The following is a 21119-nucleotide window of genomic DNA, read 5'->3' as shown; positions in this document are numbered from 1 at the left end:
CGCCACGGCGGGGCGGGATCTACCCCAGCTGCTGGAAGCGCCCCGCGGTCGCGCTGTCCTCCTCCTCGACGTCGTCGGCCAGCGCGCTGAGGTGCTGCGACGTCATCTCGATCCCCCTGGCCGTCTCGTCGAGGTGCTTCCTTATGTTCTGTATGGTGAGGCGGAAGGCGTCACCTGACGCTCCCTGCCAGCCCGACGTGGACTGGAGAACCTGGTTCTCCAGACTGTTGATCTCGTCCAGGAACGCTGCGTGGTTACTGAGGAGGATCGAGGCGCCGTTACGGACGTCGTCCGTCGAGTACGAGTAACCTGACGTTGGCATGTGAGCTCCTTGGCTCAGCGGTGTGTGCGATTGCTTCGGTCGATGTCAGGGCGTGGTCCGAGCCCTGGGCCGGCTTCTGTCCCGCGGCAGGGAACCGGGTCAGCGCGTGGGGTACGTGGGGGTCTGCATCGTGCTTCCCATACTCTCCAGCTGGGCGCGGCGGGCATCCTCAGCCTGTTCCTGGGCGTCCAGTTCCGCCTGTGCCAACTGGCCGTACGCCTCGAGGTCGGCGATCTCGTTGCGCAGATCGGTCTGGAGCGTGGCGGCGGCGTCGTCGAGGGCGAGCTTGGCATCGCCCTGGAAACCGGCGTTGTCGGTCTGTGTGCCGATGTCGGTGACGATCTTGTTGAGGTTCGTCACCGCGTTCTCGATCTTCTTGATCGCGAAGGTGGTGTTGGCGATGTCCTGACTGATCCGACCTGATGGCGTGGACACTTCGATCCCCCTCGGGGTAGTGGTCTGCGTTCCGGGCGAAGGGACCCGTAGCATGGCTCAGGCTGCCGAGACACCGTCTGCCAGAGGGTCCCTTCGGTACCTCGGCGCTGGATGGCACGAACGGCGCCGGCCTCTGGTTCAGGCCGGCGATGGGCCCGTTCGTGCGCCGGCGATCACTGGCTCAGACGCTGTGCCGTCGCGTTGTCGTCGTCCGACACGCCCTGGACGAGCACACCGACCTTCTGCTTCATCTCCAGCAGCCAGTCCGAGATGGCCACGAGATGCGCGGCCGTCTCCTGGTGGACACGCGTGAACTCCGCCTTGCTCGCCCCCGCCCAGCCATCGAAGTTCAGCTCGACGTTGGCCTTCATGGTGGCGACGGAGTTCTCCACCACGTCGGTCACCTTGCCGAGTTCGTCCAGTCCGTCGAGGATCGGCTCGATGGCGTAGGCGTAGGCCTGTCCCATCTCGAAGAGCGGCCCGAACAGCGAATCGAATGCCGCGTCGACGGGATTGTTGGGTGTGGTCATACGGATCTCTCCTCAGGAGGTCGTGGTCTTTCGGGCGTACCGGACGGTCAGCCCAACTGCTTGTTGAACTCGAGCTGCTTCATCCGCTGAGCCCGGTCGCCTTCCTTCGCGACCTGCTCGTTGAGGACGTCCTTGAGGACCTCGTCCAGGTCCTTGAGGCGCTCGTTGGCGAGGTACATCACTCGCAGCCACTCCGCCATGAGGTTCCTGAAGGCACTTGCCGAGGAACCCTCCCAGGACGCGAGCATGGTGTTGGCGTCGGCGGTCGCCTTCGCGAGGATGGTTTCGACTCCTTCCCAGCAGTTGATGACCGCGCCGATTCCCGCGCGCATTCCCTCGAAGTTCTGGGCAATCGGTGTTGACATGGGTTCTCCTCACTGTTGTTCCGCCGCGGTCCCGCGATGCGCCGACCGTGCGGTTCGTCCGGGGGTTTCCTCGGGTTCTCAGGGGTTCGCCGCGAGCGGCTGCCTGGCCGCTTCGGGGTCGAGTGCCGGACCTGTGGGGACCAGGTCGAGCACCGTGGACGGCATGGCCACGGCGCCGGCGGCGTCGTAGCCAAGCTTCTTCGCCACGTCGGCGGTGAGCGCGTACTTCACGCCCAGGTCGGTGATGAGATAGATCCGCGGCTCCGCCTCACCCGCCGGAGCCTCCTGCCTGACCAGCATTCCGCTGCCAGGGGTCACGACCACGCGGTCCGCGACCTGGGAGCTCCCGGGAACGGCGGGGCTCGGCGGGGCGACGGCCGGGGCTGCCACCTTGGCCGGCGCGCTGTCGCGGAAGGCGATCCGGAGCTTGGCGCCCTCCCCCGCTGTGCCCGGCGTGACCCGGAAACAGGGGACGCGCGTCGCGGCGCCCCCGGTGGCCACCGCCGTGGGGGGCTTGCCGGGGTGCTGTGCTCCGGTCGGCTCCCGGGCCGACCGGGGGGCACCGGCGACCGCCGACGTACCGACCTCGATAGGGAGCACCTGCGCCCTCGGATAGGCCAGAGCCGTCCGGGGGTCGGCGAGCACCAGCGCGGCCTCCGTCTCACTGAGCGGTGAGAGACCGTCCTTCAGTAGGAGGAAGGACGATCCGCTCGGGTCCCGGAAGACCTGTCCGACCCTGGTCGCCGCGCCGCCGACCGCTGGTCCCGCCGCGCCACGGCCCGGTACCTCAGGGCCCTTGAGGTCGGCGCCCGCCGGAAGCGAGTTCAGCCAGGACGCCTTGACGTCGAAGGAGGTGGCGCCGGCGTAGCCGAGCGCGGTCAGTGCCGGGGCCGAGGGGATCTTGAGCCGGCGGTCCGTCCAGGCGAGGTGGAACGTCCGGTCATCCGATGTGACGAGCAAGGACTGCTGGTCGTCGAGTTCGGTGACGCCTTTGCCGGCGCCGCCGAGATAGGCGGTGACCGACTTCTGCACGGTGCCGTCCGGGGAGGGGGTGGCGGCGGAGCAGACCGTCCAGGAGCCGCGGTCCAACGCCTTGGCGTCGGGCAGGTTGTCGGGCGCGCCGACGATGCCGATCGGCGGGCCTTTGGGTACCCCCTTGAGGGACTTGACGGAGATCGTCTGAATGCCCGAGGCACCGCCGAACAGGCCGCCCTTCTTCTGCGTGGCGGGCTTACCGCTGACAAGAAGGGCCGAGGTGTGGTTGAGCACGGGATGCAGGGCACCGTCCAGAAAGATGTACCGGGTTCCCGTCTCCTTCTCCACCACGATGGTGCCCTGCTTCTTGAAGGAGTTGTTGATGCCAGGAGAGATGAGCCCGAAGGCCACCAGGCCGCCCAGGCTGACGAGGCCGATCGCGGTGCCCGCGACCGCGCCGAGGGTGAAGCGGCGCATCGGGATCTCGGCGGCGTCCGGCTCCGCCCGGATCAGTCCGCCGGTGACCCTGCTCAGGGTGAAGAGATGCGCCTGGACCTGGTCCCGCCGCGTATGCATCTGAAGCTACCTCGCTTGGGGTCGTGAGGAGATGAGGGCTTCTGGTCAGGCCATCAGATTGCGCGCCCAGGAGTACGCGTCGAGGACGCCCAGGACGAGGGGCAGCATCGAGACGCCCACCAGCAGTTCGGAGATCTCGGCCGCCCGCCCCCAGTAGGGGAGCAGCCGGCGGCCGGGCAGCATCCGGGCTCCGATGACGCACAGCCCGGCGGCGACGATCACGGAGGCGACCACCACGGGCAGCCTCATGGCCACCGGCATCTCGCCGGACAGTCGCAGGACCACGATCACCAGGCCGACCGTTCCGGGGACGAGCAGCGCCATGCGCTGCCGCGCGCTGATGACGACCCGGCTGCGCAGCAGAAGCGCGGCGCACGCGGCGACGGACAGGCCTGTCGTGGCCCAGCCGACGACGGGGGCCAGTACCAGCAGCGACACCGTGCACACCAGTCCGACCGCCGTGAAGAGGGCGGTCATGCAGTGGTCGGCGACGACCGCCCGGTCCATCAGCCCCTGCGCGCGCAGGGGCTCGACGTCCTCCTGCAGTTCCTCCGCGTCGGACGGCAGGGGTTGCATGCGCAGGTCCGCCATGCGGAAGGACGTCATCGGCACCGTGACGTTGAAGACGAGGGCGGCGACCAGCACGACTGCCGCGGCCTCGAACCACTTGGCGTCGGCGAGCGCGGACAGGAGCCCGCCCAGGGCCAGTGCTCCCGTGCCCACCAGGGCGGCGGCGAAGGCCGGCATGGTCACCGAGATGGCGACCAGGGCCAGCACGACGGCCACCAGCGACGCACCGCCTGCCGCGAGCACCTGCTCCGGCAAGATCTTCTCCACGCCGGGGCGGGCGGTGAGCAGGTAACCGGTGAGACCGGCGTACGGAACGGCGGCGAGCCCAAGCAGGGCGCCGGCCGCCTGGTCCTTGGCCGCTCGGGCGAGGACGGCGCCGGTGGCCATCAGGAGGAAGGCCACCGTGCCGGCCCCCGCCGCTCGGGCGAGGGGGTGGCCGTCCTGGAGCAGGGCGAGGAATCCGGTCAGCAGTGCGCCGGCGGCCAGACCCAGAAAGAGCCTGCCGGTCATGGCGTCCCGCCAGCGGTCGGGGCGCTTGCCCGTCCCGGCGGCCACACCGGTGATCAGGTCGTCGAAGTCGAGTGCGGGCAGCTCTGCCGCCCTTGGCCTGAGGTACACGGTCTCCCCGTCACGCAGGGAGAGTGCGGCGAGCGTCCGCTCTTCGTCGAAGGGGGGCTCGCCGAACCGTTGGAGCACCCAGCCGTCGTGTTCCCCACCCGCGTCCGCGAGGTCCGGGCCGGCGTAGATGAGCAGCGCCGGGAGGAGGTCGTACAGCGGGACGTCCGAGGGCACCGCGACCTCGAGTGACGACGCGGGCGTCACCAGCATCAATCGGCACAGTTCGTTGGTCACATGGCTGTTCACGTCGCAATGCACGACCCGCTCCCACGGCGGGTTCACTCCTGGTTCGGCGAGTTCGGGCTGAACTTCTCGGCACAACGCCCGTGCCCTCCTGCGAAGGACTCCGGGGTCACCGCGCCTCCGCCATCGCGGCCTGGGCCCTTCGTCAGCTGAGGAACCACCAGGACGCACCCGGAGGAACGGCGGGTACCTCGCGGCTCCGTCCTGCCCACAAGCACGAACCCGATGGGAGGCAAGGGTGTCGACCGTGCTGTTCCGCCGCCCCGCGCGGCGCTCTGCTCCGGAGCTGCCGAGCGGTGAGCTGAGTATGCAGGCTCCACCGCCGCTGCCGGCTCTGGAGAGTCAGGGCTTCATGGGAGTGCTCGGCATCATGCCGATGCTCACCCAGAGCGCGGCCATGTCGATGATGTTCATCGTCCCCGGCATCGGTGCCGTGATCAGGTACGTGATGATGGGCGCGATGGCCGTGTCCATGGTTCTGATGCTGGTCATGAACCTGCTGCGGCCCGGGGTCGAGCGCAAGCGCAAGCTCCGCGGTGAACGCCGCGGCTATCTGCGGTATCTCGCCCAGGAGCGCCGAAAGGTCCGCAAGGCCGCCGACCAGCAGCGCCAGCATCTGCAGTGGCAGCATCCCGAACCGGCCGGACTGTGGTCGGCGGCCCTCAGCAAGCGGCTCTGGGAGCGTCGTTCCTCGCATCCGGACTTCGGCGAGGTGCGCATCGGCACCGGTCGGCAGGGGCTCGCCGTGTCGATCAAGGCTCCGGAGACCGCTCCGGTGGAGGACCTGGAACCGGTGGCGACGCACGCGCTGCGCCGGTTCATCGAGGCGTACTCGACCGTTCCCGCGACGCCGATCTCCCTCTATCTGCCGGGCTTCGCCCACATCCTGATGGACGGCGACCGGGACGCGATCCGCGGACTGGCACGCGCGGTACTGGCGTCACTGGCGACCTTCCACTCCCCCGAGGACGTACGGATCGCGGTCCTCGCCGGCCCAGGGGCCGCGACCGAGGAGTGGGAGTGGGTGAAGTGGCTGCCGCACTGCCAGCATCCCAAGCAGACCGACGCCGCCGGTCCGGTGCGGATGGTCGCTCAGGAGTGGGAGAAGCTGGAGGAGCTGCTCGGCGGCGAGGAGCTGGGTGAGCGTGGACGGTACGAGGCCGACTCGGAGGTCTCCGCCAACGAGCCGTATCTCGTGATCGTGGTGGACGACGCCAAGGTGCCGGTGAACGCCCAGGCGGCGACCAGCGGTTACCGCAACGCGGTCGTGCTCGATCTCTCCGGCTCGCTCCCCCGGCGGAACAACAAGTTCGTGCTGCGCCTGCAGGTGTCCGAGGACAAGGTGGAGCAGATCACCCGGACGGAGTCGGGGGCCGACGACTACACACTGGTGTGCCGCCCGGACCACCTCAGCGCCGCCGTGTCGGGCAAGCTCGCACGGCTGATCGCCCCGTATCGGGCGGGGGAGTCCACCGAGAAGTCGGAGCCGACGCTGTCCGACTTCGAACTGCCCACCATGCTCGGCGTCGGTGACGTCAAGAAGCTGGACCCGCAGATCACCTGGCGGCCCCGCTCCACCTGGGACCAGCTGCGCATTCCGATCGGCATCTCGGAGAGCGGCGTCCCCGTCGACCTGGACATCAAGGAGGCGGCGCGTGGCGGAATGGGGCCGCACGGCATCCTGATCGGCGCCACCGGTTCCGGCAAGTCCGAGCTGCTGCGCACGCTGGTCCTGGGCCTCGCCGTCACCCACTCCTCCGAGGCGCTGAACTTCGTCCTGGTCGACTTCAAGGGCGGCGCCACCTTCCTCGGGATGGAGCGGCTGCCGCACACCTCGGCAGTCATCACCAACCTCGCGGACGAGCTGCCGCTGGTGGACCGCATGCAGGAGGCGCTGCAGAGCGAGATGACGCGCCGTCAGGAGCTGCTGCGGGCGGCGGGCAACTTCAGCTCGGTGCACGACTACGAGAAGGCCCGCGCAGCGGGTGCCGCTCTCGACCCGCTGCCCTCGCTGTTCGTCGTCGTCGACGAGTTCTCCGAACTGCTCTCGCAGAAGCGGGAGTTCATCGAGACATTCGTGATGATCGGCCGGCTCGGCCGGTCCCTCGCGGTGCATCTGCTGCTGGCGTCGCAGCGGCTGGAGGAGGGGCGTATCCACGCGCTCCAGTCACACCTTTCCTACCGGATCGGCCTGCGCACGTTCTCCGCCAACGAATCCCGTGCGGTGCTGGGCGTGCCCGACGCCTACACGCTGCCGTCGGCACCCGGCCACGGCTACCTGAAGACGGACACCTCCACCCTGGAGCGATTCCGCGCGGCCTATGTGTCGGGCACCTACCGTTCGGCCACCACCCGGACCCGCCGGCAGGCGGTCATCGAGCAGCAGGTGGTGCCCTTCACCACGCAGTACATCGCTCCGCGCGTGCTGGAGAGCGCCGAGACCGAGGCGGTCGACGCGCCCGTCGGTGAGAGCGCCGAGACGATGATGGACATCATCCTGGACCGGCTGGAGGGACAGGGGGCTCCCGCCCACCGGGTGTGGCTGCCTCCGCTGAGTGCCCCGCCCACGCTGGACATGCTGCTGCCGCCCCTGGCCCCCCACCCGGAGTTCGGGCTCTGCCCGGCCGACGGGCAGGGGCGCGGGCTGCTGCAGGTACCGGTGGGTCTGGTCGACAAGCCGTTGGAGCAGCTCCGCGACAACCTGTGGGCGGACCTCTCGGGTGCGGGCGGTCACGTCGGCATCGCCGGAGGTACCCAGAGCGGCAAGTCCACCCTCGTACGCTCGCTGGTGACCGCGCTCGCGCTCACCCACACCCCCCGCGAAGTCCAGTTCTACTGCCTGGACTTCGGCGGCGGCTCGCTGGCCTCGCTGCGCGGGTTGCCCCATGTCGGCAGCGTGGCGGGCCGGCTGGACGTGGACCGGGTGATCCGCAGCGTCAACGAGATCAAGGCGCTGATCGACCGGCGCGAGAACGCCTTCCCCGCGGGCGGCGTGGAGTCCATGGCGGAGTACCGCAAGGCACGCCGTGATGGTCGCTTCAGCGACGACCCCTACGGTGACGTGTTCCTGGTCATCGACGGCTGGTTCACGCTGCGTCAGGACTTCGACAAGCTGGAGTCGGCCATTCAGGAGATCGCCTCTCGCGGCCTCGCCTACGGCGTGCACCTGATCATCGCGTCCAACCGCTGGGCGGACTACCGCGCCTGGCTGCGCGACGCCATGGGGACCCGTTTCGAGCTCCGGATGGGTGAGCCGATGGAGTCCGACATCAACTCCAAGGCGGCTGCGGGCGTACCGAAGGTCGCCGGCCGTGGCCTCACCCGTGAGCGCCTGCACTTCATGGCGGCGGTACCACGCACGGACGGCGTGGAGAGCGCGGAGGAGCTGGCGGACGCGCACCGGACGCTCGTCGGCGCGATCTCCTCGGCCTGGCAGGGGCCGAAGGCCCCCCAGGTCAAACTCCTGCCGGAGTTGCTGCCGTTCTCCGAGATCGCCGCGCCGGAGCGGGATGTGCGCGTCTCCCTGGGCCTGGAGGAGAAGGCTCTCGAACCGGCCTGGCACGACTTCGAGCAGCATCCGCATCTGGTCGCCTTCGGCGAGACCGAGACGGGCAAGACGAATCTGCTCAAGGTGATCGCCCAGTCCCTCATCCAGCGATACACCCCCGACGAGGCGAGGTTCATCATCGCCGACCCTCGACGCAATCTCTTCGACGCGGTACCCAAGGAGCATCAACTCAGCTACGCGGTCGCGGTCAACACCATGGAGACGACGATCAAGGAGGTCGCGGAGTCGCTGACCAAGCGGATACCCGGTCCCGACATCTCCCCAGAGCGTCTGCCCCTGCGGGACTGGTGGAAGGGACCCAAGCTGTTCGTCCTCATCGACGACTACGACCTGCTGATCTCCGGCAGCCCGATGCGCCACCCCATGGCGCCGATCCTCGACCTGATGTCCATGGGCACGGAGATCGGTCTGCATGTGGTCGTCGTGCGCAACACGACCGGCGCCATGCGCAGCATGAACGACGCGCTCATCAAGCGGATGATGGAGGTCGGGACGCCCGCGCTCCTGTTCTCCTGCGGCCGCGAGGAAGGCGCGTTCCTGCACAACACCCCGCCGAAGAAGCTCCCGACGGGCCGGGCCCAGCTGATCACGCGCCGCAGCGCGCCGGTACTGATCCAGACCGCCGCGGTGGACAGGGACTGACCGGGCCGCGCTGGCGTCGGCCACCCGCCCCGCACGCGACCCCGCAGCGTCGGATTCGACTGCGCCTGAACGAACTGACCTACCTACAGTATGAATTGACGAAGGCGAGCAGAGACCCATGAGCACACCGGACAACTACACGTACAACACCCAAGCGATCTACGAGGGTCTTAAGCTGCTCGGCGCGGGCACTCAAGAAGTGGAGACGGCCGTCGATCAGCTCAGGACGAACGTCGAGCTCAACTTCGAGGGATGGGCGGGAGCCAGCAAAGCGGAGTTCGAGCGTGTCCACCTGGAGACCACCGAGCATCTCAAGGCCGTTGGGCAATGGCTGATCGAAGTGACCCAGAACATCAGCACTCTCGTCAACGGCGTGGAGGAGGACGATGCTGCGACCGCGCAGCGACTGAGCATCTGACCGACGGGTGGGTGCGGGCTGCCCCGACCCTCTGGTTCAGCCTCCCGTGCGTCGCGCGGTGAGCCAGAGGGTCGGGGGCTCCGTGCAGCCGGGCGGTCCCCCTCGCCCCTGTACGCCGATGGACGGAGCACCGACGTGACCGAACCCAGGCAGACCACTGACGCCACTCGTGCGACCGATCCGGTCGATGCGGACGACCTGCTGATCACCCATCCCGGTGGGGAGTTCGCCGGGCATCCCGTGTGCCACCCGGGCCACCGATCCATAGGTGAGCACCGGGGGACGGCTCGGCGGTGACGGTCCACGTGACCGGACCCTGGACCTGGACGGAATACCACACGCCGAACTGCGCAGGCGGGCCACCACCGCGCTCAGCCCACGGCGGATCTTGGAACTACACGCGCGTCCAGGAGTTGACGAACGAGTTCTCGACCGGCTGGAACGCGGCGGCCGTCCGGGCGACCTGGTCACCGCGCTCGCCCATCCACTGGCCACGGGGATCGTCTGCGAACTCCTCGGCGTACCAAAGACGGACCAGCCGAAGCTCAGCGCCTGGTCGGCGGCGATCACCTCGGTCACCAGCCACTCGCGGGAGGCGGTCGCGGACGTCTACGCGGAGGTGGGCACCTATCTACTCGAGAGCCTCGCGGTCAAGCGGAAACGACCGGGTGGTGATCTGATCAGCCGCTGGCTCGGTGCGCGGAACGATTCCGAGCGGCTCACCGACACCGAGATAGTCCACCTGAGCCTGGCTGTACTGGTCGCCGGGCACGAGACGACCGTGAACGCGATCGGTTCGGGGGTGTGGCGCCTGTTCCAGGAGCCGGAGGCGCTCGCCGCCTTGCGGGCCGATCCGGATCTGCTGCCCGGAGCCGTGGACGAGCTGCTGCGGTTCCAGCCGCAGGGGGCCACCTTCCGGATGTTGGTCGCGCGTGAGGACGTGGTGATCCGCGCCGGCGAAGGGGTGATGCCGCTGCCGTTCATCGCCAATCGGGACCCACGCCGCTTCACCGACCCGGACCGCTTCGACATCCGGCGTACGGGCAACCGGCACATCGCCTTCGGTCACGGCCCACACGCCTGCTTCGGGGCGGTGCTCGCCAGGACCGAACTGGAGGTGGCACTCGGCACGCTGCTCCGTCGGTTCCCGGGCCTTCGTCCGGCCCAGCCCCCGGAGTCGCTGCCCTGCCGTATGGGCCAACTGATGGGCGCCCTCCTCACCTTGCCGGTGACCTGGTGAGAACGAACCCGACGACTACTCCCCCTGCCGCTCAGCCGGCCGACCGATAGGGGGTACGCGTCAAGCCCCTTCGCCGTGCCTCGCCGAGGACCCCCAGCTCGTCGGTGCCCAGCTTCTTCCGCAGCCCGTAGATCGACCGTGACACGGACTTCGGGCTGCGCCCCAGAGAGGCGGGCATGTCCTCCCGCCGGAGACCCCCGTAGAGCGCGAACAGCACCTCTTCCTCACGTGCCGTCAGCCGAGGACGCGCCACGGCCGTGTCCCCGGCTTCGCGTGCCGCGGCGGACACGCGCCGACGGCCCTTCTTGCGCTCCTCGGACCCGCGCCTCGCGGCGTGCCGCTGGGCTTCGGTCTCGCCACCCCAGATGCCGACCTCCCGGTTCTCCCGGGCCCATTGGCGACACGCCGACATCACGGGGCAGCCCCCACACAGGATGAACGCGTCCCGCACGCGCGCCAAGCCGCGGACCCCGTGGTCGGTATAGCCGTCGTCCGGGGCGTGGAAGAGCGCCGGCCGGGTGCTACAGGGCACGGACGTGTCCAGTTCGGCCAGGAACGGCGGGGGCGACGGACTCTTGGACATGATCGGCCTTTCTGAAGGTCCCGTTCCTCGACCTGGGCGGCGAGCCGTCCAGGGAGCTGCGTCGGCGGACGCAACGCGGTTCGCTCCCGCGCGACCGCGCACAAGCCACCCACGACAGCCACAGGGACCGGGTTCGATCCGGTCAGCTCCGGGATGAGCCGGGAACCCGTGCCGTCCGTGCCCTTCGACGAGGAACGGGGATGTGGCCGAACCCCTGAGAACTGCGGAAGGACGGGAAACAGGAATGACTGTGTTGGCAGAGCGTCCGATGAAACCGATACTCGGTGTCCGGACCTCACAGCTCGTGGCATGGGAACTCGCCGCCACGCTGATCGTGTTCGGCATCCAGAGCGCGGGACCCGCCAAGCTCCCCGCGCTCGCGGCCGGCGGACTGCTCGTCGCCCTCACCGCGATCCGGTTCCAGCGCCGATGGCTGTACCAATGGCTGCTCACCCGGCTGCGCTTCTGGGCCCGCGGCCGGGCGCGCCACGACCAGGGCGCCTCCGCTCTCGCCGGGCCTCGTACGCTGCTGCCCGAGCTGACCGTCAGCCGCGCCGAAGGCCGCAGCCGGGTCCGACTGGGCGTCGTCCACGACGGCCGCGCATGGGTCTCCATGGTCGCCGTCGAACGCGCGGACCTCCTCACCACCGCCGATGACGGCGGCCTGCTGCCCGTCGGGCGGCTGAAGGAACTCCTGCGCTTCGACGACATCGTCTTCGAGTCCGTCCAGGCGCTGGTGCAGAACGTCACCGCGCCGTCCGGCACCGACGCGGCGGCCGACATCTGCCCCGCCTCGTATCAGGAACTGAACAAGGAACGCGTCGCGCTGACCCAGTCGGCATGGATCGCCCTCCGTCTCGACGCCGCCGCCTGCCCCGAGGCCATCGCCGCACGCGGCGGCGGCGCGGCGGGCATCCGGCGCATCCTGCGCCGCGGAGTGAACTCAGCCGTGCGCATGCTCGAGGAAGAAGGGTGGCGGGCCCGAATCCTGGACGAGACCGAGGCAGCCGAAGCCCTGGCGTCGACGGCGGGAGTGGGCACCGCGGCTCCGGGCGAGAACCCGCCCGGAGCCATGGAGGAATGGAACACCTGGCGGGCCGGCGCCGAGCATGTCTCGTACTGGGTACGGGACTGGAACCCGGCCCAGGGTGGGCTCATCGAGCTGCAGGCCCTGCTCTCCGTGTTCCCGGCCCGCTGCACCCTGCTCTCGCTCACCTGCACCGACCGCGCTGCCGGCGACGCCCGGAACACCGTCCTCATCCGGACCGTCGGCGCCACCGCCACGGCGACGAAGGCACTTCCCAAGGCCGCCGCGGAGCGTGGTATCACCCTGATGGCACTCGACGGCGCACAGGCTCCGGGGCTACTCGCGACCCTGCCGCTGGGTCGGAGCGCAGGCCCGCACGTCGCACCCGCGCCCGCCGACCGGCCGGCCGAGATCGCGCTGCACCGGGAGGGACTGGCGCTCGGGTTCTTCAGGGACGGCCGGATGGCCGCGGTCAGGCTGCTGCGCCGGGAGTCGGTGCGACTGGGGGTCTTCCTGGACCGATCGGCTGCCGAACTCCTGGTCTTCCGGCTGCTCAGCGCGGGCGTGACCGTCCATGTCCGCTCCCCTCAGCCGCAGCTGTGGGCCTCGCTGATCCGTGACGCCGGTGTGGCTCCTCACCGGATGGTCATCAGCCTGCCGGGAGGCGCCACGCCGCCCGTCGGCAGTCCGCTGGCCCCCGTGGCCGTCGTCGACGACATCGTTGGCGGCCGGGGTGCTCCCCGGGCGGATCTCGGTACGTGGCAGATCGGCATCACCGTGCAGACGAAGGTTCCGGCGGCCGGGGCGGAAGAGATGCGACGGTACGACGCCGTGCTCGTGCCACGCGTGCCGGCCGGCACCGCACGCGCGCTGCGGGACGCCTACGAGCTGCCCGACATCGCCCTGCGCACCCTGCCGCTGATGCCCCAGGGGGCAGCCGCCCTGGTCCACCACGGCAGCACCGAGATCATCGACTTCGCGGCCACGCGGATCGAGGCTCAGCTCTTCGGAGACGGGGAGTACGTTCGTGGCTGAGCGGCGCGGCAATCGCAAGGCGCTCACCGCCGCCTACGCCCTCGCCCTGCTGTGTCTGCCCGTCGTGGTGACGGCGACGCCCCGGGAGGCGGCCGCAGCGCCCGCCCCGGCGCGCTGCGCGGAGAAGGCGACGGAGACAATGCCCGACCTGCCCTGGGCGCAGGCGCGGCTCGAAGTCGAGCGGGTTCATCGCATCAGCCAGGGTGAGGGTCAGGTAGTCGCCATCGTCGACTCCGGCGTCGACGCGTCCGTGCCGCAGTTGAAAGGCGCGGTGCTGCGCGGCGCCGATGTCATCGGCGGCAGCGGCCGCGGCGACACCGACTGTGTGGGACACGGAACCTTCGTCGCCGGGATCGTGGCCGCCAGGCCGGCCGACAGGCTGCGGTTCTCCGGCATCGCGCCGCGGAGCGTCGTCCTGCCGGTGCGGCAGACCACCGACGGCAAGGACGGCTCGGCGAACAGCATGGCCGCCGCGATACGCAGCGCCGTGGACGGCGGAGCCGACGTCATCAACATCTCGGCGAACGCCACTGGTCCGAGCGTCGCTTTGAAGGGAGCCGTCGCCTACGCCGTAACCAAGAACGTCCTCATCGTCGCGTCGGCGGGCAACCGTTCACGAGACGACCAGAAGGATCCGCCGGCCAGCTTCCCCGCCTCGTACCCCGGCGTACTCGGGGTGGGAGCCGTAGGGCGCGACGACCGTCCCGCGTCGTTCTCCGTGACGGGTGACTTCGTGGATGTCGCCGCACCAGGCGTCGACGTCATCAGTCTGGGCATCGGCGGTCCCGGTTACGCGATCGATCAGGGAACGAGTTTCGCCGCCCCGTTCGTCTCGGGCGTGGCCGCGCTCATTCGCGCGTACCATCCCGGCCTGACCGTCGATCAGCTCGTTCACCGCATGCAGATGACCGCTGACCGCCCCGCCGGCACCAAGGTGCCGGACCCGGCGGTCGGCTGGGGCGTCATCAACCCCTTCAAGGCGGTCACCGCCGTCATACCGGAGGAAGGGGCCGCTGGAGACGGAGGTGGTCGGGCCGGGCCGGCAGCGGTCCCGCAGCCATCCCCCACCGGCGTCGGGAACGCGTCCCCAGGGGAGCGTCCTCCGGGCGCCGCCGCCGCGCGGTCCGAGTCGGCGGACGCCGACGCGACGCTGTGGTTCATCATCGGGACCAGCGTCGTCATCGTCCTCTTCGGCATCGGGGTTCTCGCCGCCCGCCACGCGACTCGCCGGGACTGAGAACCGTGATCCGCGGACGTCCGGCCGGTTTCCCCGGCCGGACGTCGAACCCCGTCCTCGCCCCGTGCGTGCGAGAAGCAGAAGCCCAACCAGGGCGACGTCACGAGGGCACATGACGGTCACGAGGTGGACACGAAGATGACTTCCTTCCGGCATACGGCACGGGCCGCGGCACTCCCCGCGGCGGGCACGGTCGCCGCAGCGGTCGTGGTATTCGCGCTCGCGGCAGGCGGCGCACCTCCCGCCGCGGCCGCCTCCGTCCCACTCTCCGTGGCCCTCGCGCCGGCAGCCGAGGGCGAGAAGGTCAAGTACTACGTGGTGACGACTCAGGCCAACGGCGAGCCGGAGTTCCTCTTCTCGATCGCGGAGAAGGTCCTCGGCGACGGAAATCGGTACAACGAGATCTTCCTCCTGAACAAGGGCCATGCTCAGCCGGGCGGTGCGATCATGCGGAACGCCACCAGCATCGCCCCGGGCTGGATCCTCCAGCTGCCCCCGGACGCCAAGGGGCCGGGCGTACAGGAAGGGCCACTGCCCAAGCCAGGCGTCGTCACCGTGGCACCCGCCACGCCACCGCCCGTCCAGGCCCCCGCGACCCAGGTACCGGCGGCGACGGGCGCCACCGCCACACCCACAGGCCAGGACTCGAGCGCTCTGACGCTCGCGATCGGCGCGGGAGGCGCCCTCGTCGCCGGCGCCGGCGTCGGCACCCTCGTCATGCGCCGCCGCGCGGGTTCCCGCCGCGCCCCCATGCCCGCCGGCGTCGCGCCCCTGACCTCGGCGACGGCCACGCCGGTCCCCGCCGAGTCGACGCTCGAAGGCCGCACCTGGCCGACCACGACCGCAGTTCCTCCCGTCACCCCGGTCCGCGCTCCGCGCTCCGTCGCGCCGCGCACCGCCTCCCCGACGCCACGGCCGAAGGTGGACCGGACACCGGAGACCGAGGTGGCCGGCACAGCGTCCGGAGCGGCACCCGCCACCGCGCCCGCCGCGCCCCTCCGCCGCTCGGCGGTGACCGTGGCAGGCTCTCCCGCTCGGCCGGCACCTGGCCCCGCCACCAGACTCTCCCGGTCCCGCCCCGCCGATGACCGGGAGGCGGATCGTCACCGCCCTCCCGCCCGGAGCGTCGCGTCGCCGCACACCTTCCAGGTCTCTTTCGGCGACGACCTCGTCGACATCAGTCTGTCCACCGGGCATCCGACCCAGCAGGAAACAGCCATCGCCTGGATGCCCGTCCCGTACGACGTACCCGATGGCGGCGCCGCGTTCGTCTGCCTCGGCGCGGCCGAAGGGTCGGGCTGCCTCTTCCTCGACCTGGCGCAGGCCCCCGGCCCCGTGGTCGTGCGGGGTGACCGGGCAGCCGCCCGACGGCTGATGGAGTCCATCGTTCTCCAGCTCAGCGCGAGCTCCGTGCTCGAACATTCCTGCGCGACCGCGCTCGGTCCGCTGCGCGGGCTGGCCGAGGGCCTCACGGGCATCGAGACCCTCGGCACGATGGCCGAGCTGGTCGAGCGGCGGGCCGAAGAGGTCGACCCGCCCTTCGAGTTCGTGTTCTGCGCCCCGGAGACCGACGCCGACCGGACGGCCGTCGACGACCTGCTGAACGGTCCCGGTCAGACCGTGCTCGTGGTCCTCGGCGGCCTCGAAGGCGCCGCATGGACGCTGAACGTGTCGGCGGGAGATACGGACGCCTGAGCCCCCGCCGTCCCGCACGCATGCTCGCTCGGGCCCTGCCACGCGGCGCCACGAACGACTTCCCTGCCCATGGCGCGCCCCGCACCCAGCCGTCCCGGCACGGCTGGAAGACCGTGGGCTCACCTCCAGATCCGGAAGCCTCGGTCACCACGTGCCGGCGTCGGGTCACGCCGACCCGGGCCCGATCGCAGGTCGCTACCCCGCCGGATGAACGAGCGGCACTCCAAGACCGTGCCTTGCTGAAACAGCTTCTGACGGCCCCTCGAATATTGGAGTAGGCGGATATGAGAATGGCACGCGTCGCCTCGGTCATGATGGCCGCATCAGCGCTTCTGGTGACGGCCGGCTGCGGCAGCGGGGGCGAGAAGGACGGGCCGGACACTGTCACGCAGTCCGGCGCGGCGGCTCCCGCGGCCAAGCCGAACACCCGGCCCGCTGGTCAGCTGAGCGTCTGGCCCCACGAGCAATTCGGCAAGGTGCTGACGGATGGAGCCGGATTCACCCTCTACCGGTTCGACAAGGACACCGCGCTCCCGTCGAAGTCCCGCTGCGACAACCAGTGCGCCACAGCCTGGCCGCCCGTGCCGGCCGGCGATGCCACAGTCTCCACCGGCGTCGACGCGAAGCTGATCGGCCAGGTGACCCGCAGCGACGGAACCAAGCAACTCACCGTGGCGGGCTGGCCGGTGTACCGCTTCGCCCAGGACACCAAGCCCAAGGACATCAAGGGCCAGGGAGTCGGCGGCGTCTGGTTCGCCGTCACTCCGGAGGGCGGTAAGGCGCAGGGCGCCGCCGCCCGGACCGCTGCCCCGAGCGGACCGCCCGACACCGGATCGGCCCCGCCGGCCCCGGCCGCCCCGGCCCCGTCGACACCCGCCCCCGAGCAGTCCACCGCCGGCCTCGCCGTCCGTCAGGACCCCAAGCTGGGGCCCATCGTGGTCAACGCCCAGGGGATGACGGTCTACCGCTTCACCAAGGACGTCCGGTGGCCCATGAAATCGAATTGCACCGGTGACTGCCTGACGAACTGGCCCGTGGTGGGCCCCGTGAACAAGACCGGTCTGAAGGGCATCACGCTCAAGAACTTCCTGGTCCTCGACCGGCCGGACGGCATCCCCCAGCAGACCATCGACTGCTGGCCGATCTACACCTTCGCGGCCGACACCAAGCCCGGCGACACCACGGGGCAGGGTGTCGGCGGCGTCTGGTACGCCGTGTCACCCGAGGGAAAACTGGTCGGTGCTCCCCAGTAGCGGACACGACCAATGCTCCAGCAGTACGTCGTGGCGTGACCCGGGGAAACGTCGAGCGGCAGGAGTGTAGCGGGCAGGATTCCGTCACGGCGGAATCCTGCCCGCATCGTCGATCCCTGGGTCCTCCGCCCCTCGGGGAACCGGCTTCCCGGTCTCCGTCACGATGCGCACCGCCCCCTCACGCCACTCCGACGTGAACGTGTGACGCTTCTCCGCCGTGACGACCGACACCCCCGTGCTGTCACGGACTCACGCTACGAGGGGGACCTCAGCCGACGCGGTCCTCCGACAAGGAGGACAACGCATGACCGATCTGCGGACCTTCCAGGTACCCGACGCCGTCACCGGTACGGATGCCGACTCCTCACTGGGCAGGGAAATGATCAGTGCCTGGCAGACGGGCGGGATCTTCCAGGTCGCCACCACCCCTGAGATGCGCAGCGCGATCCGTGGCGCCTACACGGCCAGTAAGCGGTTCTTCAGCCGGCCGCGGGAGTGGAAGTCCCGGCACGTCAGCGACGTGACCTACAGCGGCTACATCTCCTCGGGAGAGGAGGTCACCGCAGGCGAGGCCGACTACTCCGAGACGTTCACCGTGTGCAAGGACATCCAGCCCGACGACGTCCGCTGCACGGAGAGCTGGCCCTGCCACGGCCCGGTGCCGTGGCCGGACCAGGAGTACCGGCGGGCCATGCGGGCGTACATGGACGGGTTGGGCGCTGTCGGCCACAAGCTGCTACGGCTCACCGCGCTCGGGCTGGGTCTGGAGGACATCGACGCCTTCGACAAGCTGACCGATGACGGCTGGCACCACATGCGGGTCCTGCGCTTTCCGGCCGAGACCGCGAGCAACGCGGCGCGGGGCATCGGCGCGCACACCGACTACGGGCTGCTGGTCATCGCCACCCAGGACGATGTCGGTGGTCTCTACATCCGCCCGCCGGTGGTCGGCGAGCAGCGCAACCGCAACTGGCTGCGGGAGGAGAGCGCCGCGGGCGTGAACGAGACGGACGAGGCGTGGAGGTACGTCGAGCCGGTCCCGAACGTCCTGACCGTCTTCCCCGGCGACATCATGCAGTTCATGACCGGTGGAGGCCTGCTGGCGACGCCCCACAAAGTACGGCTGGCGCAACGTGAGCGGTTCGCCGTGGCGTACTTCCACGAGCCGAACTTCCAGGCCGTCGCCCGGCCGCTGGGGGAATCGGACCGCGACGAGCACCTCCACTACGGAACGCACTTCACGAACATGTTCATGCGGTGCTACCCAGAACGTGTCACCACCCGAAGGATTCACGACGAGAACCGGCTCGCCGTCCTGGAAGAACTGCGGGTCAAGGCCCTGAGCACCTGAGGGTCCCGGTCCGCCAACAGTACTTCGTGGCATCACCTGGGGAACCGTCGAGCGGCGGGAGCGGCGCGTAGATCGCGTTCACTACGTGCCCGCGATCGCCGCCACCCACCCGCCCACTCCTGCCGTCGACGCCCCTCCGACAAGTGGTCGAGCGCGGCTTCGAGCGCCTGCGCTCGGGCGGGGAAGACCTTCGTCTTCTTCTGCGGACCGATGAACCACTCTCGGAGCAGGCCGTGCCGGCGGATGACGCTGCGGTGCCGGCCTCGACGGCGCAGTGTGTCCCGAGCGTCCTGCGAACACGGCTGAGCGGCTGTTCCGTTCGCCCTACGGGGGATTTTCCCTAGGGCGAACGGAACAGCCGCTCAGCCGTGTTCAGGGGGAACAGGACCCGCACCCTGTGGCGTGCGTGAGAGCCGGCACCCATACCCCTGACCGGTCGGCTCTCCATCGCGTGCGCGGTTCCATCGCGTCAGGGGCGGGACGGCCTCCTGTGAGCACGTGCGGCCGGGCGCTCTGGTTCATGGCCGTCACAGGATTCCTCGACTTTGCGCCGAACGGTCCCCGAACGCCGCTGAACCGCTGGTCGACGGCCTGCGCCAACTCCGCCACATGGCGGATGTCCACCTGCGCGCACCGGCGCCAACCTGGTCACACACAGCAGGCGTACGAGCACTCCCGGCACCTCAGTGAAGGAGCGTCAGCCCGTGACCACAGTCGCACCCGGACAGGCCACCACTCGCGCAGCACGCGCCAGCGAGGAAGCCCTGGCGCAACTCCATGAGGAGCACGGCCGTGCCCTCTTCGGGTTTCTTCTGGGCCTGACCTACGGCGACAGGCAGCGCGCCGAGGACCTGATGCAGGAAACGATGATCCGTGCGTGGCGCCATCCCGAGGCCATGGACACCGACCACGCGTCCATGCGTCCTTGGCTGTTCACCGTGGCTCGTCGGCTGGCCATCGACGCGCGCCGGGCGCGACTTTCCCGGGCCAAGGAGGTGACGGACGTCGTGTTGGAGAGCTCGGCCATACACGTGGAAGACCCGATCGAACCCTCGATCGAAGTCCTCGACGTCCGTGACGCCCTGAAAGAGCTCAGCCGCGAACACCGCGCCGTGCTGATCGAGGTCTACTTCCGGGGGCTGTCGGTGCAAGAGGCTGCCGATGTCCTTGAAATACCGCCGGGAACTGTGAAATCCCGTACGTACTACGCACTGCGTGCGCTCCGAAAAGCCCTGAAGGACTACGGCGAGATGGGCTGACCGTGACGTCCCGGACAGCCTCGCAGTCGGCGCGAGGGGCCATCGCTCCACGGCACGGAATCGGCCGCCGGGGCGGCGTGATCACCTCCCACGCGCCCTACCGAAGCGGACCCGTGTGCCTGACTCCAGGCCTGAGAGGTCGCCTTCGTCCGATACTGAGGATCCGATACGCGCCGGGACGAATCAGGCCGCTTCCCAGAGGCCGGCGTCCAGGATCCGGGCGGCCTTGGTGATGCTGCCCGGCATCAGGTGCCGGTACGTGCGGTACGTCTCCTCGATGGACTTGTGTCCCATCCATTCCGCCACGTCGGTGATGGGGATGCCGCTGCCGAGGACGTTCGAGGCGAAGTAGTGCCGGAAGCCGTACATCCCGACCCCTTCTTCCGGCGGGAGGTCCGCGAAGAGCTTCTTCACCCGCCGTCGCTCCATACCTTCGGTGAAGTAGCCGCCCGGACCGCGCAGCAGGTAGACGTCCTGCGCTACGACGTTGTTGACGTTCACCGCCCGCGCCTCGCCGCTTCGCAGGCCGCATCCCGCCATCATGACGATCTCCAGTGCGAGGTCCTCATCGGCAACGGCCAGCGCTTTCGTCACGTAGTCGAGGGAGGGTATGACGACCATTCCTCGAACGTATTCCGGTTCCTGGACGCCCTTCACCGGGTCGTCCGCCATGGCGCCCTTGTCATAGGCGTCGCGCAGGATGGTCTTGAGGACCCGGAAGATGTTCACCTGGTTCCCGCGGCCGACCCCGTCGCTCTCCGTCTCGTCCAGGAACCGCTCGACCACGATCGGTGTGACCGAGTTCAGTTTCCGCGATCCCAGGCGCGGGACGATGTGCACGTTGATCGAGCTGTCGACGTGCCAGTCCTGCGTGCCGTAACCGGACTCCTCGCGCTGCTTGCCCAACGCATCACGGAACCGGATCGAGTACGGGTGAGGGCAGCGGGTGGGCTTGGCACAGCCGCAGTCCTTGAAGAAGGAACCCATGCCGCGGGCAAGCTGTCGGGCCATGTACGCAACATCCGTTCCAGCCCAAGAACCTGCTCAGGCGCCGCACTGTCGGTCGCAGGTCAGCAAGCGGGGACACATCTGGGGCGCATGCTGACCGTTTGCTGACCTGAGGAGGGCACATGATGCCCCTGACCTGCGGCAACGCCGAATAGTCAGATCTTGGACT

The 21119-nt window shown here is 69.5% G+C and carries 17 protein-coding genes; 9 read left to right on the top strand and 8 right to left on the bottom strand.

Annotated features, from left to right (window positions below; translation table 11 throughout):
• Nucleotides 1–19: 19 nt before the first annotated feature.
• From OO54_RS34495 to eccD, 6 genes are all read right to left on the bottom strand, one after another.
• Nucleotides 20–322 carry a WXG100 family type VII secretion target gene (locus OO54_RS34495; protein WP_033210455.1) on the bottom strand — a complete coding sequence of 101 codons (303 nt, stop codon included), beginning with the start codon at nucleotides 320–322 and terminating at the stop codon, nucleotides 20–22.
• Nucleotides 323–421: 99 nt separating this feature from the next.
• On the bottom strand, nucleotides 422–757 hold the full coding sequence (locus OO54_RS34490; RefSeq protein ID WP_033210453.1) for a hypothetical protein: 336 nt from the start codon (nucleotides 755–757) through the stop codon (nucleotides 422–424).
• Between the two features lie 173 nt (nucleotides 758–930).
• Nucleotides 931–1287, bottom strand: coding sequence for a hypothetical protein (locus OO54_RS34485; RefSeq protein ID WP_033210451.1), 357 nt, complete (start codon nucleotides 1285–1287; stop codon nucleotides 931–933).
• 47 nt (nucleotides 1288–1334) lie between these two features.
• On the bottom strand, nucleotides 1335–1652 hold the full coding sequence (locus tag OO54_RS34480; protein ID WP_078905494.1) for a WXG100 family type VII secretion target: 318 nt from the start codon (nucleotides 1650–1652) through the stop codon (nucleotides 1335–1337).
• A gap of 78 nt (nucleotides 1653–1730) precedes the next feature.
• Nucleotides 1731–3203, bottom strand: a complete 1473-nt coding sequence (gene eccB, locus OO54_RS34475; protein ID WP_033210446.1) for a type VII secretion protein EccB — start codon at nucleotides 3201–3203, stop codon at nucleotides 1731–1733.
• A 45-nt stretch (nucleotides 3204–3248) separates the two neighbouring features.
• Nucleotides 3249–4637, bottom strand: coding sequence for a type VII secretion integral membrane protein EccD (gene eccD / locus OO54_RS34470; RefSeq protein WP_033210443.1), 1389 nt, complete (start codon nucleotides 4635–4637; stop codon nucleotides 3249–3251).
• 235 nt (nucleotides 4638–4872) lie between these two features.
• Between eccD and eccCa the strand changes: the two genes are divergently transcribed.
• The 3 genes from eccCa to OO54_RS34455 all read left to right on the top strand — a co-directional run bounded on the left by eccCa (nucleotide 4873) and on the right by OO54_RS34455 (nucleotide 10502).
• Nucleotides 4873–8844, top strand: a complete 3972-nt coding sequence (gene eccCa, locus OO54_RS34465) for a type VII secretion protein EccCa (protein WP_078905493.1) — start codon at nucleotides 4873–4875, stop codon at nucleotides 8842–8844.
• 118 nt (nucleotides 8845–8962) lie between these two features.
• Nucleotides 8963–9262: a hypothetical protein gene (locus tag OO54_RS34460; protein WP_033210440.1), complete on the top strand. Its 300-nt coding sequence runs from the start codon at nucleotides 8963–8965 to the stop codon at nucleotides 9260–9262.
• 268 nt (nucleotides 9263–9530) lie between these two features.
• The gene (locus OO54_RS34455) at nucleotides 9531–10502 is read left to right on the top strand and encodes a cytochrome P450 (RefSeq protein WP_051787520.1); all 972 of its coding nucleotides are present in this window, start codon (nucleotides 9531–9533) and stop codon (nucleotides 10500–10502) included.
• A gap of 31 nt (nucleotides 10503–10533) precedes the next feature.
• On the opposite strand, the gene OO54_RS46075 is transcribed toward OO54_RS34455, so the two are convergent.
• Nucleotides 10534–11085, bottom strand: coding sequence for a WhiB family transcriptional regulator (locus tag OO54_RS46075; protein WP_051787518.1), 552 nt, complete (start codon nucleotides 11083–11085; stop codon nucleotides 10534–10536).
• Between the two features lie 268 nt (nucleotides 11086–11353).
• Between OO54_RS46075 and eccE the strand changes: the two genes are divergently transcribed.
• The 6 genes from eccE (at nucleotide 11354) to OO54_RS34420 (ending at nucleotide 19942) form a co-directional block, all read left to right on the top strand.
• Nucleotides 11354–13147, top strand: coding sequence for a type VII secretion protein EccE (gene eccE, locus OO54_RS34445; RefSeq protein ID WP_051787516.1), 1794 nt, complete (start codon nucleotides 11354–11356; stop codon nucleotides 13145–13147).
• On the top strand, nucleotides 13140–14384 hold the full coding sequence (gene mycP / locus OO54_RS34440; protein WP_051787514.1) for a type VII secretion-associated serine protease mycosin: 1245 nt from the start codon (nucleotides 13140–13142) through the stop codon (nucleotides 14382–14384). Before eccE ends, mycP begins: the two co-directional genes overlap by 8 nt.
• A gap of 138 nt (nucleotides 14385–14522) precedes the next feature.
• On the top strand, nucleotides 14523–16079 hold the full coding sequence (locus tag OO54_RS42650) for a hypothetical protein (RefSeq protein WP_157856550.1): 1557 nt from the start codon (nucleotides 14523–14525) through the stop codon (nucleotides 16077–16079).
• A 284-nt stretch (nucleotides 16080–16363) separates the two neighbouring features.
• Nucleotides 16364–17332 (top strand): SCO0930 family lipoprotein, encoded by a 969-nt coding sequence (locus OO54_RS34430; RefSeq protein ID WP_033210437.1) that lies wholly within the window; start codon nucleotides 16364–16366, stop codon nucleotides 17330–17332.
• A 304-nt stretch (nucleotides 17333–17636) separates the two neighbouring features.
• The gene (locus tag OO54_RS34425) at nucleotides 17637–18683 is read left to right on the top strand and encodes a 2-oxoglutarate and iron-dependent oxygenase domain-containing protein (protein WP_033210435.1); all 1047 of its coding nucleotides are present in this window, start codon (nucleotides 17637–17639) and stop codon (nucleotides 18681–18683) included.
• Nucleotides 18684–19387: 704 nt separating this feature from the next.
• The gene (locus tag OO54_RS34420; RefSeq protein WP_033210433.1) at nucleotides 19388–19942 is read left to right on the top strand and encodes a sigma-70 family RNA polymerase sigma factor; all 555 of its coding nucleotides are present in this window, start codon (nucleotides 19388–19390) and stop codon (nucleotides 19940–19942) included.
• Nucleotides 19943–20125: 183 nt separating this feature from the next.
• On the opposite strand, the gene OO54_RS34415 is transcribed toward OO54_RS34420, so the two are convergent.
• A complete protein-coding gene (locus OO54_RS34415; RefSeq protein WP_106970152.1) occupies nucleotides 20126–20929 on the bottom strand; it encodes a tyrosine-type recombinase/integrase in 804 nt (267 codons plus the stop codon).
• Nucleotides 20930–21119: the final 190 nt, after the last annotated feature.

Source organism: Streptomyces wedmorensis (genome assembly GCF_000716445.1).
GTDB lineage: Bacteria > Actinomycetota > Actinomycetes > Streptomycetales > Streptomycetaceae > Streptomyces > Streptomyces wedmorensis.
The sequence above is the reverse complement of the archived record's forward strand: the minus strand, read 5'-3'. Positions and strand labels throughout refer to the sequence as shown.